Annotated in this window: 15 protein-coding genes and 1 riboswitch; of the genes, 6 read left to right on the plus strand and 9 right to left on the minus strand. The window is 65.9% G+C overall.

Translation table 11 applies throughout. The features are described from left to right. Positions 1-23 precede the first annotated feature (23 nt). The 5 genes from AAAZ40_RS04350 to lptF are packed head-to-tail and all read right to left on the minus strand — an operon-like array spanning position 24 to position 4,799. The gene (locus AAAZ40_RS04350; protein ID WP_476661348.1) at positions 24-1,235 is read right to left on the minus strand and encodes a pyridoxal phosphate-dependent aminotransferase; all 1,212 of its coding nucleotides are present in this window, start codon (positions 1,233-1,235) and stop codon (positions 24-26) included. Then, the gene (locus AAAZ40_RS04355; RefSeq protein ID WP_476661349.1) at positions 1,232-2,176 is read right to left on the minus strand and encodes a CysB family HTH-type transcriptional regulator; all 945 of its coding nucleotides are present in this window, start codon (positions 2,174-2,176) and stop codon (positions 1,232-1,234) included. Before AAAZ40_RS04355 ends, AAAZ40_RS04350 begins: the two co-directional genes overlap by 4 nt. Continuing rightward, positions 2,173-2,541: a sirohydrochlorin chelatase gene (locus AAAZ40_RS04360; protein ID WP_476661350.1), complete on the minus strand. Its 369-nt coding sequence runs from the start codon at positions 2,539-2,541 to the stop codon at positions 2,173-2,175. Before AAAZ40_RS04360 ends, AAAZ40_RS04355 begins: the two co-directional genes overlap by 4 nt. A gap of 33 nt (positions 2,542-2,574) precedes the next feature. Further along, positions 2,575-3,693, minus strand: a complete 1,119-nt coding sequence (lptG, locus tag AAAZ40_RS04365) for an LPS export ABC transporter permease LptG (RefSeq protein WP_476661351.1) — start codon at positions 3,691-3,693, stop codon at positions 2,575-2,577. After that, complete coding sequence (gene lptF, locus AAAZ40_RS04370; RefSeq protein WP_476661352.1) at positions 3,690-4,799, minus strand: LPS export ABC transporter permease LptF; 1,110 nt, start codon at positions 4,797-4,799, stop codon at positions 3,690-3,692. The genes lptG and lptF overlap by 4 nt, the downstream gene beginning before the upstream one ends. 27 nt (positions 4,800-4,826) lie before the next feature. On the opposite strand from lptF, the gene AAAZ40_RS04375 reads away from it, so the two are divergent. Next, entirely contained in the window at positions 4,827-6,377 is a 1,551-nt protein-coding gene (locus AAAZ40_RS04375; protein WP_476661353.1) for a leucyl aminopeptidase, read from the plus strand. A 29-nt stretch (positions 6,378-6,406) separates the two neighbouring features. Then, the gene (locus tag AAAZ40_RS04380) at positions 6,407-6,853 is read left to right on the plus strand and encodes a DNA polymerase III subunit chi (RefSeq protein ID WP_476661354.1); all 447 of its coding nucleotides are present in this window, start codon (positions 6,407-6,409) and stop codon (positions 6,851-6,853) included. 34 nt (positions 6,854-6,887) lie between these two features. Here the strand turns inward: AAAZ40_RS04380 and AAAZ40_RS04385 are convergent, their stop codons facing one another. The 4 genes from AAAZ40_RS04385 to AAAZ40_RS04400 all read right to left on the minus strand — a co-directional run bounded on the left by AAAZ40_RS04385 (position 6,888) and on the right by AAAZ40_RS04400 (position 9,164). Then, positions 6,888-7,331, minus strand: a complete 444-nt coding sequence (locus AAAZ40_RS04385; RefSeq protein WP_476661355.1) for an SWIB/MDM2 domain-containing protein — start codon at positions 7,329-7,331, stop codon at positions 6,888-6,890. Between the two features lie 150 nt (positions 7,332-7,481). Beyond that, positions 7,482-8,309, minus strand: a complete 828-nt coding sequence (locus tag AAAZ40_RS04390; protein ID WP_476661356.1) for a sulfite exporter TauE/SafE family protein — start codon at positions 8,307-8,309, stop codon at positions 7,482-7,484. Positions 8,310-8,598: 289 nt separating this feature from the next. Beyond that, positions 8,599-8,934 carry a cell division protein ZapA gene (locus tag AAAZ40_RS04395; RefSeq protein WP_476661682.1) on the minus strand — a complete coding sequence of 112 codons (336 nt, stop codon included), beginning with the start codon at positions 8,932-8,934 and terminating at the stop codon, positions 8,599-8,601. 11 nt (positions 8,935-8,945) lie between these two features. After that, positions 8,946-9,164, minus strand: coding sequence for a DUF904 domain-containing protein (locus AAAZ40_RS04400; RefSeq protein ID WP_476661357.1), 219 nt, complete (start codon positions 9,162-9,164; stop codon positions 8,946-8,948). Between the two features lie 77 nt (positions 9,165-9,241). Beyond that, positions 9,242-9,512, plus strand: a riboswitch (cobalamin riboswitch). Positions 9,513-9,605: 93 nt separating this feature from the next. Here AAAZ40_RS04400 and AAAZ40_RS04405 point away from each other — a divergent pair. The 4 genes from AAAZ40_RS04405 to AAAZ40_RS04420 are packed head-to-tail and all read left to right on the plus strand — an operon-like array spanning position 9,606 to position 13,880. After that, a complete protein-coding gene (locus tag AAAZ40_RS04405) occupies positions 9,606-11,588 on the plus strand; it encodes a TonB-dependent receptor (RefSeq protein ID WP_476661358.1) in 1,983 nt (660 codons plus the stop codon). A gap of 6 nt (positions 11,589-11,594) precedes the next feature. After that, positions 11,595-12,410, plus strand: a complete 816-nt coding sequence (locus AAAZ40_RS04410) for an ABC transporter substrate-binding protein (RefSeq protein ID WP_476661359.1) — start codon at positions 11,595-11,597, stop codon at positions 12,408-12,410. Then, the gene (locus AAAZ40_RS04415; protein ID WP_476661360.1) at positions 12,403-12,978 is read left to right on the plus strand and encodes a bifunctional adenosylcobinamide kinase/adenosylcobinamide-phosphate guanylyltransferase; all 576 of its coding nucleotides are present in this window, start codon (positions 12,403-12,405) and stop codon (positions 12,976-12,978) included. Before AAAZ40_RS04410 ends, AAAZ40_RS04415 begins: the two co-directional genes overlap by 8 nt. Continuing rightward, the gene (locus AAAZ40_RS04420) at positions 12,972-13,880 is read left to right on the plus strand and encodes an ABC transporter substrate-binding protein (protein WP_476661361.1); all 909 of its coding nucleotides are present in this window, start codon (positions 12,972-12,974) and stop codon (positions 13,878-13,880) included. Before AAAZ40_RS04415 ends, AAAZ40_RS04420 begins: the two co-directional genes overlap by 7 nt. Positions 13,881-13,913 lie beyond the last annotated feature (33 nt).

Here is a 13,913-nt window from a genome sequence, read left to right on the forward strand (position 1 = left end):
GGTGGGCGCGCGCGGGCTTGGACTCACAAGGATGCCAACCGCGCCAGCGCCGCATCCAGGGTGGCGTCTTGCTTGGCAAAGCAAAAGCGAATCAGGCGCTGCCCCGCAGGCGGCTGGGCATAAAAGGCCGACAGCGGGATCGCCGCCACGCCGACGGCGCGCGTGAGCCAGCGGCAAAAGGCATCGGGCTCCAGATCGCGCTCGGGCACGGCCAGCGCGCTGTAATCGACGCACTGGAAGTAGCTGCCCTCGCAGGGCAGGAGCCCAAAGCGCGTGCGCGCCAGCCCAGCGCGAAAGCGATCGCGCTTGGCGGCATAAAAATCTGGCAGTTGCAGGTAGGGCGCTGGGTCGTGCAGGTACGCCGCCAGCGCGTGCTGCATCGGCGTGTTGACGGTAAACACGTTGAACTGGTGCACCTTGCGAAACTCGGCCATCAGCGGCGCCGGCGCCAGCACGCTGCCCACCTTCCAGCCGGTGACGTGAAAGGTCTTGCCAAAGCTGCTCACCACCAGCGCGCGCGCCGCCAGATCGGCAAAGCGCGCCGCGCTCTGGTGCGGCTGGCCGTCGTACACCATGTGCTCATAGACCTCGTCGCTGATCAAGATCACCTCGGTGCCGGCCAGCAGCGCCTGCAGGCGCAGCATGTCAGCCTGCTGCCACACGCGGCCGCTGGGGTTGTGCGGGCTGTTGATGAGCAAGGCGCGCGTGCGCGGCCCGATGGCGGCGGCCAGGGCATCGAAGTCGGGCCGGAAATCGGCGCCCAGCGGCACCCGCACCGGCAGCGCGCCCGCCAGCTCGATGTTGGGCACGTAGCTGTCGTAGCAGGGCTCGAGCACGATCACCTCGTCGCCCGGCTGCACCACGGCCAGAATGGCGCTGAAAATGGCTTGCGTGGCTCCGGCGGTGACGGTGATTTCGTGGTCCGGGTCGTAGCGGCGGCCGTACAGCGCTTCGGTCTTGTGCGCCAGCGCCTGCCGCAGCGCCGCCACGCCGGGCATCGGTGGGTACTGGTTGTGGCCGGCGCGCAGGGCCGCTTCGACCGCGTCCAGCAGGCGCGGGTCGCAAGCGAAATCGGGGAAGCCCTGTCCGAGGTTGACGGCCTGGCACTCGGTGGCCAGCGCCGACATCACGCTGAAGATGGTCGTGCCCACCTGGGGCAGGCGGCTGCGCACGGCGGGGGTGTGCAGGCAAGGGTGGGCCGGGGTGTGGGCCGCTGGGGTGTGGGCGTGCGTCATAGCTCGTAATCCGTGCCGCCACCGCGCATCGCCTTGTGGATGAGCTCGCGCGACAGGCGCTCGCTCAAGAATTCGGCAAAACGCAGCACGAACAGGCGCAGGTAGGCGCCGCGCTTGAACGCCACCCGGCTGACGTTGAGCCCAAACAGGTGGCCGAGCGGCCGCGACACCAGTTCCGGGCTGCGCTCGTCGCCCTGCATGGCCATTTCGGCCACGATGCCCACGCCCAGCCCGAGCTTGACGTAGGTCTTGATGACGTCGGAGTCGATGGCGTCGAGCACGATGTGGGGTTTGAGCTGGCGCTGCGCAAACGCCTGGTCGATGCGGCTGCGGCCGGTGTAGGAGGGGTGGTAGGTGATCAGCGGCACCTGCGCCAGGTCTTCGAGCGCGATGCGCTCGCGCTCTTGCAGCGGGTGGCCGGTGGGCAGCACCAGCGCGTGCTGCCAGTCGTAACAGGGCAGGGTGATGAGTTCGGGGTGTTCGCTCAGGGCCTCGGTGGCGATGCCGATGTCGGCCAGGTCGTCGAGCAGCATGCGCGCCACCTGCTCGGGCGAGCCCTGGTGCAGGCTGATGGACACCTTGGGGTAGGCGTGGCGCAGCTTGGCCACCGCCGCCGGCAGCACGTAGCGCGCCTGGGTGTGGGTGGCGGCGATGCTGAGCGTGCCGCTGTCCTGGGTCGCAAACTGGGCCCCGATGCGCTTGAGGTTGTTGACCTCGCGCAGGATGATTTCAATGCTGCGCAACACCTCCTGCCCAGGTTCGGTGACGCGCCGGATGCGCTTGCCGTGGCGGGCAAAGATGTCGATCCCCAACTCGTCCTCGAGTTCGAGGATGGCTTTGGAGACCCCCGGCTGTGAGGTGTGCAGCGCCTTGGCGGCTTCGGTCAGGTTGAGGTTGCGGCGCACCGCCTCGAGTACGAAGCGGAACTGGTGCAGATTCATGGTGGCGATTCTGCCACGGCCAATTCGGCCAGCAGCGCCAGCAGGCTAGGCTGCTCGGTGGGCGTGGGCAGCCACTCGAAACGCACCTGCGGGTGTGCCTGCTGCAGCTCTTGGGCCAGCAGGGGCATGTCTTGCCGTGCGTGTTTGCCCAAGCCAAAAAACAGCGGCAGCACGCGCAGCCGGGTGGCACCCTCGGCGACCAGGCGCGCGGCGGCCTCGGGCAGCGTGGGCGCGCACAGCTCGAGGTAGGCGCAGCTCACCTGCGCCGCCGGCAGGCGCGCGGACACGGCCTGGGCCACGGCTTCGACCGGTCCAAACCACTGCGGGTCGCGCGAACCATGCGCCAATACGATCACAGCCAACATAATCCAATGCTCCTTTGCATGCGGCCTCGGGCGCTAACGGCGCAGCACCAGCCAACCAAAAGCCCCAAGCGAGGCCACCGAATACAGCAAGGCCGGCGCGGCCGCTGCCAGCCACGGCCGCCAGGCCAGCAAGTTGCCGATATAGACAAACATATTGCTCAGCAGGACGAAGCTCAAGCCTAGCATGACGCCGATAAACACATAAGCCGCCAGCCCTTTGGAGCGAAAGTGCAGGTAGGCAAAGGGCAGCGCCAGCACCACCATCACCACGCAGCTCAGGGGGAAAAACAGCTTGCGCCAGAGCTCGATCTCGTAGCGCTGTGTGGCTTGGTTGTTGGCTTGCAGATGTTCGATGTACTGGTACAGGCCCCAAGCGCTCATGCGATCCGGGCGCAGCAGAGCCACCGAGACCATGTCGGCACTGAGCCCGGTGGGCCAATCGAGGCTGGGCAGTTGCTGCACCTGCAAGCGCGGTGGGTCGGCCTGGGTGTCGAACTGGTGCAACTGCACCTGGTGCAGCTGCCACAGCCCGCGCTCGGGCACCACGGTGGCGTGGGTGGCGCTCAGGGTGCGCGTGATGCGGCCGCCGGCGTCGAACTCGAACAGGCGCACGCCACGCAGATCGTTGGGCCCTTCGAGCGCCGCCACATTCACCGACACCTGGCGTTGCGCGCCGCGCTCCTTGAGCCAGGCGCCGGTCTGCCCCAGGCGGATCTGGCCCTCGAAGGTGGCTTTGAGCTGTTGCGCCTGGCGGTCGCTCCAGGGGGCGACGTAATCGCCCAGCACAAAGGTCAGGGCGGCAAAGGCCACGCCCAGCACCAGCATCTGGCGCAGAGCCAAGCCGGGCCCGAGGCCGCTGGTGCGCAAGATGGTGAACTCGGACGATTGCGCCAGCCGCACCAAACCGAACACCGCGCCGATCAGCACCGCGATCGGCAGCAGCTCGTAGAGGTGGCTGGGCAGCAGCAACGCCACGTAGAGCAGGGCTTGCCACAGGCCGTATTCGAGCGCCGGATCGAAGGGCGAGCGCTGGCCCAGCGCAGGCAGTTCCTCGATCAGGTCAAAGAAGGCGAACAGCGCCAAAAAAGCCAGCGCCACGAAGCCGATCGCCCACAGCAGCTCGCCGTAGATCAGTTTGCGCATGGTCTTCATGCCGGGGCTCCACGCCGCCACAGCCGCGCCGCGTTCAGCTCCCAGCCCCAATGGCGTTTGGCCAGCCAGAGCGCGCAGGCCAGACCGGTGCCGCCATGCAAGGCCAGCACAAAGGCCAGGGCGGAGACCTCGCCGGTGCCGATCCAGCGCTGGCCCATGGTCATGAGGTTGTAGTAAAAAATGAAGCCAAACAGCAACAGCAACACGTTGCCGCTTTTGTGGGCGCGCGGGTTGCTGGCGGCCAGCGCCAGCGCCATGAGCACAAAATTGACCGCGGCCAGCGCCAACCCCAGCCGCCACGCCAGCTCGCCCTGGTTGGCCGGTGTGGGTTCGGCCACCAGCACCCAGGTGGGGCGTGACTTGAGCCCTTGCGCCACGCCCATGGGCAGCGCCGGCGCGTCGATGAGCACGCGGTAGGCGGCAAATTCGCTCACTTGGACTTGGCCGGGTTGGTCGGGTTGGTCAAACAGCAGGCGCTGGCCGTGGTGGATGTGCAGCCACTGCTGCGACCCGAGCCACTCGACGCGCCCGCTGCCGGCGCTGAGCACGGTGCGGCTGCCGTCGGCGTCGGTGCTGGAGACAAAAATGTTGCGCGCCAGTGTGGGTTGTTGCGGGTCTTGTTCGATGAAGAACACGCGCCGCCCGTCGGCGCTTTCGATGAACTGCCCGGCTTGCACGCGCTCGAGCTCGCCGCGCTGGGCAAAGCGGTCGCGCAACTGCTCGGCCTGCTGGTTGGCCCAAGGCCAGATCAGCAGCACCATCAGGGCGATCACCGCCAGCACCGGCCAGGCAAAGCGAAACACCGGCTTGAGCAAGGCCGCCAAACCCTGGCCGCTGCAGTGCCAGATCACCATTTCGCTTTCGCGGTGCATGCGCGTGAGCGTCGAGGCCACGGCGATGAACAAGGCGATGGTGAGCACGATCGGCAGCCGGCCGACCACGGTGTAGGTCAGGACCAGCAAAATCTCTTGCGGATTGATGCGCCCCTGGTCGGCTTGGCCGAGGGTGCGGATCAGCAGCATGGTGACGACGATCACCAGCAGCACCAGCAAGGTGGCGCCAAAACTGCGCGCCAGTTCACGGCGCAGGGAAGAATGGAATAACATCGTCAAAAAACCATGTGAGCCTAGATTATGGACTTTGAACTGCAATCGCTGCATTTGTCGCAAGCTGCCACCTTGGAGGCCGACGCGCTGGTCGTGCTCTGGCCCGATGCCGCCGACCCCGCCAATGCCGCAGCCAGCGGCGCGGCGCGCTCGGTGGCTTCAGACGACCCCCTGACGCGCTGGGCCAGTGCCGCCGTGGCTCAGGCCGACATCGAGCCGGCGCTGGGCAGCGTGCTGCTGGCGCACCGCCTGCCGGGGGTGCAGGCGCGCAAGGTGGCGCTGGTGCGCAGCGGCGACGGCGGCCCGGCCGCCACGCGCAAGGCCGTGCTGGCGGCGCTGGCGGCGCTCAAGCACGGCGGCGCCAAGCGCTTGCTGTTGTGGGCCGGCGAGGTGGGTGCCGGGGCGCTGGCGGCGCTGCTCCAAGCCAGCGCCGAGGCCAGCTACAGCTACACCACCACCAAGTCTGCGTCCAAGGCGCAGCCGCGCAGCCTGCAAACCGTGCTGGTCGGGGTGAGCGACGCCAGCGCCTTGCGCAGCGCCTTTGCCCAAGCCCGGGCCACCGTCAAGGCCGTGGAGTGGGCCAAAGAGTGGGCCAACCGCCCCCCCAACCACGCCACGCCTCGGTTGCTGGCCGAGGCGGCGCAGCAGCTGGCACAAGGCAAGCGCCTGCAGGTCGAGGTGCTGGGTCCCAAGGAAGTGGCCAAGCTGGGCATGGGCGCCTATCTGGCCGTGGCCCAAGGTTCCGAGGAGCCGCTGCGCTTCATCGTGCTGCGCTACCAGGGCGCGCCCAAGGCCAGCGCGCCGGTGGTGCTGGTGGGCAAGGGCATCACCTTCGACACCGGGGGCATCAGCCTCAAGCCCGGCGCCGAGATGGACGAAATGAAGTTCGACATGGCCGGCGCCGCCGCCGTGCTGGGCAGCTTCGTCGCGCTGGCTGAGCTGCAGCCGGCGCTCAACGTGGTCGGTCTGGTGCCGTGCTGCGAGAACATGCCCGACGGCCGCGCCGTCAAGCCGGGCGACGTGGTCAGCAGCCTGAGCGGGCAGACGATCGAGATCCTCAACACCGACGCCGAGGGCCGGTTGATCCTGTGCGACGCGCTCACCTACGCGGCGCGCTTCAAGCCGCGCGCCCTGATCGACGTCGCCACCCTCACCGGGGCCTGCGTGATTGCGCTGGGCCACCTGCGCGCCGGCCTGTACAGCAACCGCGACGAGCTGGCGCAGGCCCTGCAGGATGCGGGGGCGGCGGCGCTCGATCCGTGCTGGCGCATGCCGCTCGACGAGGAGTACGAAGAGGGGTTGAAATCCAACTTCGCCGACATGGCCAACATCGCCGGCCGTCCGGCGGGTTCGGTCACGGCGGCCAAGTTTTTGCAAAAATTCGTCGCTTCCGAGCAGGCCTGGGCGCATCTGGACATCGCCGGCGTGGCCTGGAAGGGGGGCAGCGCCAAGGGCGCCACCGGGCGCCCGGTGGCGCTGCTGGTGCAGTACCTGCTCGACGAGGCGGCGCGCAGGGTCAACGACCAGCCGGTGACGGCGCCCAAGGTGGCCGCCGGCGCCAAAGGGCGCAAGCGCTGAATGCGCCCTCACCGCTCGAGCACGGCGGCATGAAAACGGTGGTTTTCCACTTCAATGTGGCGGCCCCCGTGCCCTACCTGTGCCGGCTGCTGCGCAAGGCCTCCCACGCCGGCCAGCGCACGTGGGTGCTGCTCGCGCCCGCGCTGGCGCACGAGCTCGACGCCGCGCTCTGGACCTTCAGCCCCGACGAGTTCATCGCCCATGGGCGCTGCGAGGCCGCCCAAGGCGGCGCAGCCGGAAAGGCTGGGCTGTGGCAGCGCGCGCCCGTGGTGCTGTCAGAGCAGTTGGTGGCGCAAAGCAGCGACTGGCCCTTGCTGATCAATCTGCAACCGCCGGTGCCCCCCGACGTGGAGCGCTTTGAACGCCTGATCGAGATCGTGCCCGCAGATGAGGCGCTCAAGCAGGCGGCACGCCTGCGCTGGCGCCATTACAGCCAACTGGGCTGGACGCTGCAACACCACGACGCGTCCGCCTGAGCCGCCCTTTCGGGGCCCCCAGACGCAGCGGTGTTCAGGACAGCTGCGTGCTGATCAGCTTGGTCATCTCGAACATCGACACCTGCGGCTTGGTGAAGATCACCTTGAGTTTGGCGTCGGCGTTGATCATGCGCTTGTTGGCTGCGTCCTGCAGGTTGTGTTTTTTGATGTATTCCCAGACCTTTTTGGTCACTTCGGTGCGCGGCATGGGCTTGTTGCCGATCACGGCCGCCAAAGCCGCGCTGGGGGTCATGGGTTTCATGAAGGCCGCATTGGGGGTGCGCTTGGCAGGAGCCGCCGGGGCCGCCGGCGCACTGGCCTTGGCGGCTGCCTTGGGTGCGGCTTTTGCCGCCGGGGCGCTGGCCGCAGGAGCCTTGGCCGCGGGGGCTTTGGCCGCAGGGGCCTTGGCCGGGGCCTTGGCAGCGGGTGCTTTGGGGGTGGGAGCCTTCGCAGCAGGCGCTTTTTTCGCAGTTGCCATTTGTTGATTCCTTCTGTGGGTTGGGGTTCGCTGCGGCGGCGGCATAACGCCCAGCGCAGCGCCTTGGCATCCTAAACCCAAAGTGGGTATTTGGATCGACTTGCGGCGGTAATTTTTTTGTCATTCGGCACCCGCGGCCCTTTTTGCTTCTCAGCCTCTGAGGCCTTGGTGGAGCATAAAGGCCGCCAGCGCGTACAACACCAGGGCAAACAGGCGTTTGAGAGGCCGCACCGGCAGCGCATGCGCCGCCCGCGCCCCCAGCGGGGCGCCGAGCACGCTGGCCAAGGCGATCACCAGCAGCGCCGGCAGAAAGATATAGCCCAGCGACGCCGCGGGCAGACCCGGCGTGTTGTGCCCGGCCAGCACATAACCGACGGAATTGGCCAGCGCGATCGGAAAGCCCAGCGCGGCGCTGGTGGCCACCGCTTGGTGCATGGCCACGTTGCACCAGACCAGCAGCGGCACGCTGATGAAGCCGCCACCGGCACCCACCAAACCCGAGACAAAGCCGATGCCGCCCCCTGCGGCCAGCTGGCCCGCCGGGCCGGGCAGGGTGCGGCTGGCGGCGGGTTTTTTGTCCAGCCACATCTGGGTGGCTGAAAAAGCCACGAACAGCGCAAAAACCAAGGCCAGGGTCTGGCCGTTGAGCGCGGCAAAAACGCCCAGGCTGGCCAGCGCCGCACCCAGCACGATGCCGGGCACGAAGCGGCGCCAGATGTCCCAGCGCACCGCCCCGCGCAGGTGGTGCGCCCGCACGCTCGAGAGCGAAGTGAAGACGATGGTGGCCATGCCGGTGGCAATCGCCATCTTCACGGCCAGGTCTGCAGCGACGCCCTGGTTGGCCACGATGACCGTGAGAAAGGGCACCAGCACCATGCCGCCGCCTATGCCCAGCAGCCCGGCCAAAAATCCCCCGCACAGGCCCAGCAGCAGCAGTTGCAGCACCAAAAGCGGGTCGAGCACGGCCAGGAAAGACAAGGGGGAGGGAGCAAAAGGGGGGAGGTTCAGGCGCGAGGTGGCGTGCGCCCGCAGTGGAAGGCGTCTGCCACCGGACCGGACCCGCATCCTGAACGGTGGGGTTCAGGTGGGCAAGGGCAGAGCAGCTTCGGGTTCATCTGACGCGAGACGATCACACCCACTGCACAATGTACCTAGCCCGGGCTCAGAGAGCATTGGTTCAAGGAAATATAGAACCCGGCAACGGTGGCAGACGGCTCCATTCTAGACGCAAAAACCGGAGCAACCAAGGATTTTTGAGCCTCAGCGCTCAAAGCAGCCGCCCGTCTTGGGCCAGTGCCTGATCGAGGCGCTCGATCAGCTGCTGCAGGCGGTTTTCGGGCAGGGGCTCTGGCCAGTCGCCCGATTCGGTCTGGCCAAAAGAGGTGTTGCGAAAGCCGCCGGGTTCTTTTTGATGCAGCTCATAGGCGATGTTGAGTGCCGCCAGCACGGCGATGCGGTCGCGCGCCTTTACCTTGCCGGCGTCGCGGATGCGGCACATGGCGTGATCGACCTTGGCCACCGCCTCGCGCAGGGCCGCCTCGCCATCGGCCGGGCACGCCAGCAGGTAGGTCTGGGCCATGATCTGGACTTCGATTTGCTTGATGGCAGGCTGATTCATGGACGGCTGTCGTCTGACTCGATGGGCAGTTGCTCGATCAGCGCATCGAGCCGTTGCCGCACGGCGTGGCTTTGCAGGCGCAGCAAGTCGCGCTCCTGGCGCAGCGCCTCGACTTGCTGCTGCAACAACTGGTTGGCGCGCAGCAGTTCCTCGTGGCGCACCAGCAAGCGGTTGACGCGCTCAGAAATCTGGTCGATGGGGGTCTGTGCAGGCATACAGTGCGCATTGTAGGCTGCGCCGGGGCGAGGGTGGGCACCAACCTGCGGCACCCAGTCTGCGGCGGACACAGGCCGTTACAATCTGCCCCGTTGGTGCTTGCCGCGCCAGTTCTGGTGTGGCGGTTAAACGGGAAGCAGGAGGGCCCTGGGCGCATCGAGCGCACGGGCCTAACCTGAGCTGCCCCCGCAACGGTAAGTGGACGAGCCGCCCGCAGACACGGGGCGGCTTCGCTGCGCGTCTCCAAAAGCCACTGGACTGCCTGGTGCTCGCACCAAGGGCCGTCCGGGAAGGCGGCGCCGGTCGCATCCACCAGCCCGGATACCGGCCAACGAGGTGGTTGCCCGCCCCGCGCGCTTGGGCGCATGGTGCGGGTGGCCGTTGCGCCCAAGGCACGGTCGGGGAAGGCGGTGCGGGCAATTCGATGCTTGGTTTCAATCATGAAAAATTCCCTTGAGCGCGCCCCCGTGGCGGCTTTGCCTGCGGCTATTCTGGGCCTGGCAGGTGCATTGTGCGTTCCTGTTGCCTGGGCGCAAACGCCTGCTGCTGCGGCGGCGGCTGCGGCTGCCAGTGGTAGCACGGCCTTGCCCGAGCTCGTGGTAACTGCAACGCGCTTTCCCGAAACCTTGGCCAGTTTGCCCATGGGGGTCAGCGTCATCACGGCAGAACAAATCAGGGTGTCGGGCGTCACGACCGTGAACGAGGCCATCATGCGGCTCCTGGGGGTGCCAGGGCGGCAGGATTTTCTCGGTGGTGGCAACTTTGACCTTGACTTGCGCGGCTTTGGTGAAACTGCAGGCTCCAATCAGGTGATCGTGCTTGACGGCGTTCGGCTGAACGAGGCCGATATGTCACAAGCCCGCTTGGCAGGCATCAACATTGACACGGTGGAGCGCATCGAGGTGCTGCGCGGCAGCGGCGCAGTCTTGTATGGCGAAGGTGCCACCGGTGGGGTGATTGTGATCACCACCAAGGCTGGCATGGGCCGTGAGCGGCAAAACTCGGCTTCCCTTTTCGCCAGCGTCGGCACGTACGACACGCAAGTGCTGCGCGCCAGCGCTACCTTGGCGGCCGGCGGTTTTTCGCTCGACGTGGCAGGCCAAGAGCGGCGCAGCGACAACCACCGGGACAATTTTCAATCGAGTACTGAAGGCTTGGACTTGGTCGCGCAGTGGGCGGGCGATTCGGTGCGCTTAGGGCTGCGGCATGGGCGCGATACGCTGGATACACGCTTGCCCGGGCCATTGACTTTTCAGCAGTTTCTGAGCAATCCACGCCAAACCATTACACCGAATGAATCGGCTGCCGTTCGTAATGAGCGCAGCGGGGTGTTCGGAGAATGGTTTGCGGGTGCTTGGCAGCTTGGGTTTGATGCAGGCAGTCGCAATCAGACTGTTCAATTTTTCACGAGCTGGCCAATGGTAACGGATGTTGATGCCGATACGTTCGGACTTCGAGGGCGTCACAGCGCAAGCCTTGGCTCTGGCACCAACGTATTCGTGTTGGGCTATGACGAGAATCGTTGGAATCGATTGCCTCGCAACGGGACTCCATCGCGCCACAAAAGTGAAGCATGGTATGTGAAAAACGATTACACCTGGGCCACGGGTACGCGGCTTTCTGTGGGCGCTCGAACTGAGAAGCTCAACAAAAGCACAGCTTCGGTTGCGCTGAACGACCGGCTGAATGCATGGGAGTTGGGTTTGGCCCAACCTCTGGCGCAGGGTCAAATGGTTTGGGTTCGAGCAGGAACGAGCTTTCGTCTGGCGAATGTGGACGAACTCAACTTCATGCCGCCCGGTATTGTCCTGAGGCCTCAAGAATCCCGGGATATCGAAGCGGGCTGGCGCTGGAGTGCAGCAACGTACCGCTTTGAAGTGCGCGCCTACCAAAGCAGGTTGACGAATGAAATTGGATTGGATCCAAATTTCCCCAATCCTTTTTCATGGAACGGTAGAGGCGCAAACGTTAATTTCGACCCAACCCTGCGCAGGGGCATAGAGGCTGATGCCGATTGGGCTGTCACAGATGCTCTGAATTTGGGTGTGCGCATGGGTTTTCGAGAATCCACTTTCCGGTCTGGCCCTTACGCGGGGCGCGACATACCCTGGGTTCCAAGCAGCACACTCGCATTGCGGGCCGACTGGCAGCCGGTTGAAGGCCACCGCTTGAGTGCGGGATTGAACTGGGTCAGCTCGCAAACGCCCTCTTTTGCCAATGAATGTCGCATACCTTCCTACACCACCGCAGACGTGCGCTACAGCGTGCAAGTGCGATCTGCTGAGTTGTCGCTCGGTGTGAACAACCTGTTTGACCGCCGTTATTTCACGCAAGCCATTGATTGCGCCGCTGACGGCAACCCCAGTGGAATATACCCTGAAGCAGGTCGCACCATCAACGCAGCAGTCCGCATCCAGTTTTAATTTCGTATGCGGCACCTTGGCCCCCGGCGCATCGTCTGCCTTACCGAAGAAACCACCGAGTGGTTGTACCTGCTCGGTCAGGAAGCGCGTATTGTTGGCATCAGCGGCTACACGGTGCGGCCGCGCCGGGCCAGGGAAGAAAAGCCTAAGGTCAGTGCATTCATCACAGCCAAGCTGGACAAAATCCTGGCACTTGAACCAGACTGTGTATTCGGTTTTTCTGAGCTTCAGGCCGATATCGCAGCAGCCCTGATTCGCGCTGGTGTGCAGGTGACGGTGTTCAATCAGCGCAGTGTGGCCGAGATTTTTGCCATGCTCTACCAGGTGGCGGCGATGGTCGGCTGTGCGCCAGAGGGTATTCGGCATATCGAGCGCATGGAGCAGCATCTGGCTGCCATTGAACAAGCGGCTGCAGCGCTTGATGGGCAAGGCAAGCGGCGGCCCTGGGTGTTTTTTGAAGAATGGGATGCCCCGCACATCAGCGCCATTCGTTGGGTCTCTGAGCTGGTGGGCATCGCAGGCGGGCAGGATGTATTCCCAGAGCTTGCAAGCCAAGCCATGGGGAAGGATCGCATCATCGCAGACGGTATGCAGATTGTTCAGCGGGCACCCGACATCATTGTCGGGTCCTGGTGCGGGAAGAAGTTTCGCCCAGAGAAAGTGGCGGCCCGTCCCGGGTGGGAGCAGGTGCCCGCCGTACAACATGGGCAACTGTTTGAAATCAAGTCGGCCGACATCCTCCAGCCCGGCCCTGCCGCTTTGACCGACGGGGTAGATCAACTGCAGCGCATCATTCAAGACTGGCGGCTGAATTATGGTTGAGTGCCCGGCTATCGAACTGATTTTGGGTGGACAGAAGTCAGGCAAATCGCGTCTGGCCGAAAGCCGTGCCCAGGTCTGGCTGGCCGCTACTCCCCATAGGCGCGCGGTGTGTCTGGCCACCGGACTGGCCGGTGATGACGAGATGCGTCGCCGCATCGAGCGGCATCGGCTCGATCGGGCGGTTCGGTTGCCAAGTTTGATCACCTACGAAGAGCCCAGAGAATTGGCCCAGGCCTTGCTGCAACTGAGTCGGCCAGATACCTTGGTGGTGGTCGACTGCCTCACTACCTGGCTGACCCAGGCGCTGATGCCACCCCCCAACTGGGAGCCCGTGTCCAACATGGCCGCAGCGCGCCTGCAGTTGTGCGACACTTTGGCGAGCTTGCCAGGCCCGGTGGTCATGGTGGGCAATGAAATCGGCTGGGGCGTGATTCCGATGGGTGCCGAAGTTCGGCATTTCGTTGACGAGCTGGGTTTGTTGAACCAGGCGGTGGCCCAGGTCGCTGAACGTGTGACGCTGGTGTTGGCCGGGTGTACGGTGACGGTCAAGGGGGCTGGCAGATGGTGAGCCGTCACGCCCTTGGGTGGTGCAAGGTCTGGTGGGTGGTGCTGTTGGCCTGGGGTTGGGCCTTGGCAGGCGCAGCGCAGCCGATACACCTGCTCGACGACCGCGGCCAAACGCTGCGCTTGAGCGCGCCGGCGCAGCGGGTGGTGTCTTTGTTGCCGTCGCTCACTGAGAGCGTGTGCGCGCTAGGCCAGTGCCAGCGCCTGGTGGGGGTGGACCGTTACTCCAACTGGCCGGCGCAGGTGACGGCGCTGGCGCGCGTGGGCGGCGGTATCGACCCGAATCTGGAGGCGATCGTGGCGCTGCGGCCGGACCTGGTGCTGGCTTCGACCGCCACGCGCGGGCTGGAGCGTTTGCCGGCGCTGGGCGTGCCGGTGCTAGCGCTGCGCACCGACACCTGGGCCGACGCGCAGCAGGCGCTGGTGCGCGTGGGCCAGGCGCTGGGCCTGCCGCCGCAGCAGGCGCTGGGGCTGTGGCAGCAGGTTGAGGCCGAAGTCGGCGCGCTGGCGCAGGCGTTGCCGCCGCAGGCGCGCGGCGCGCGCGTGTACTTCGAGGTCAACCCGGCACCGTTTGCCGCTGGCCCCGCGTCGTTCATCGGCCAGACGCTGACGCGCCTGGGGGCGGGTAACATCGTGCCGCCCGAAATGGGCCCTTTCCCGCAGCTTAACCCGGAATTTGTGGTGCGCGCCGACCCAGACTTGATCATCGTCGCCGACTTCGGCTTGGCCGACCTGGGTGCGCGCCCGGGCTGGCAGCGCTTACGCGCGCTGCGCGAGCAGCGCGTGTGCGTGCTCAGCCCCGCTGCCGCCGACCTGGTGGTACGCCCCGGGCCGCGCCTGGCCGAGGGCGCGCGCCATTTGGCCGCTTGCCTGGCGCGGCTTGCACCCTTGGCACGCCAGCCGTGAGCGCAAGCGCCCATGCTGGCGCTCACGCCAGCT

The organism is Serpentinimonas sp. SMBJO2, from assembly GCF_056341105.1.